Below are 1,043 nucleotides of genomic sequence, written 5' to 3' on the forward strand. Positions count from 1 at the left end.
GTCACCCTGCACCGGGTGCGGACGATCGGCGCCGGCCGGGCCGGGGACTCGCGGACACCGCTGCCCGTGCGGAACCTGGCCCGGATCGCCGGGCTGATCGTGTTCAACGTGCGCGTCGCGATCCGCGTCCTGCGCGCGGGCGCCGGCCGGCCCGGGTCGGTCGTCGCCGTGCACGACTGGATGGGCTGCCTCACCGGGATCCTGTGCCGGGTGCTCGGCCGCGCACCGGTGGTGTTCCACGTCCACAGCCGCGAGTTCGACCGCGGCCCGTCCCGGCGCCGGTCCCCGGTGGCCGCCGGCATCACCGCGCTCGAGACGCTCCAGGCCCGCACGGCGCGGCTGATCGTGGTGCCGAGCGACGGCATGCGCGACGACCTCGCGGCCCGCGGATGGCCGCGCGACCGGCTGCGGTCGTGCCGCACGGCTTCGAGGACCCCGCCCTGGTACGGCTGGCCGGGCTGCCCGACGCGGACCGCGACCGGCTCCGCGCGGAGGTCCGCTGCGCCACCTGCCCGGCGGGCGGGGGGCGGCTCGTCGTCTTCGCCGGGCGGCTGTCGCCGCACAAGGGCGTCCGCACGCTGATCCGGGCCGCGTCCGCGGTGGCGCGGGAGCACGACGACGTGCGGATCGTGCTGCTGGGCGCGCAGGCCCCGCGCACCGGGGACAACGCGGAGGTGGCGCAGCTGATCGAGCGGGAGGGCGTCGGGCGGCACGTGGTCCCCGGCTACCGGTTCCTGGACTCCTCCGAGGTGTTCGCGCACTTCCTGGCCGCCGACGTGTGCGTCTTCCCGTCCGTCTACGAGCCGTTCGGGCTGGTCGCCGTCGAGGCGATGGCCCTGGCCCGGCCGGTGGTCGTCGGACCCGGCTACTCCCCGGAGGTGGTCGGGGACGGGGCGCTCCGGTACGGGCGCGACTCGCCGGAGGAGCTGGCCGCCGCCCTGCTGCGCTGCCTCGGCGACCCGGAGGCCGCCGCCCGGCTCGCCGTACGCGGCGCCGCGCACGTCCGCGAGCGCTTCACCTGGGCGCGGACCGCGCAGCTCACC

At 77.8% G+C, this 1,043-nt stretch carries 1 protein-coding gene and 1 pseudogene; both read left to right on the plus strand.

Going from position 1 to position 1,043, the window contains the following annotated elements:
• Positions 1-66: 66 nt before the first annotated feature.
• Positions 67-399 (plus strand): annotated as a pseudogene (locus ACWJ6R_RS36925) (glycosyltransferase); the annotation flags it as partial.
• A gap of 14 nt (positions 400-413) precedes the next feature.
• A partial coding sequence (locus ACWJ6R_RS36930) for a glycosyltransferase family 4 protein (RefSeq protein WP_449066640.1) occupies positions 414-1,043 on the plus strand: 630 nt, incomplete at its 3' end.

This window comes from Planomonospora algeriensis, from assembly GCF_977012225.1.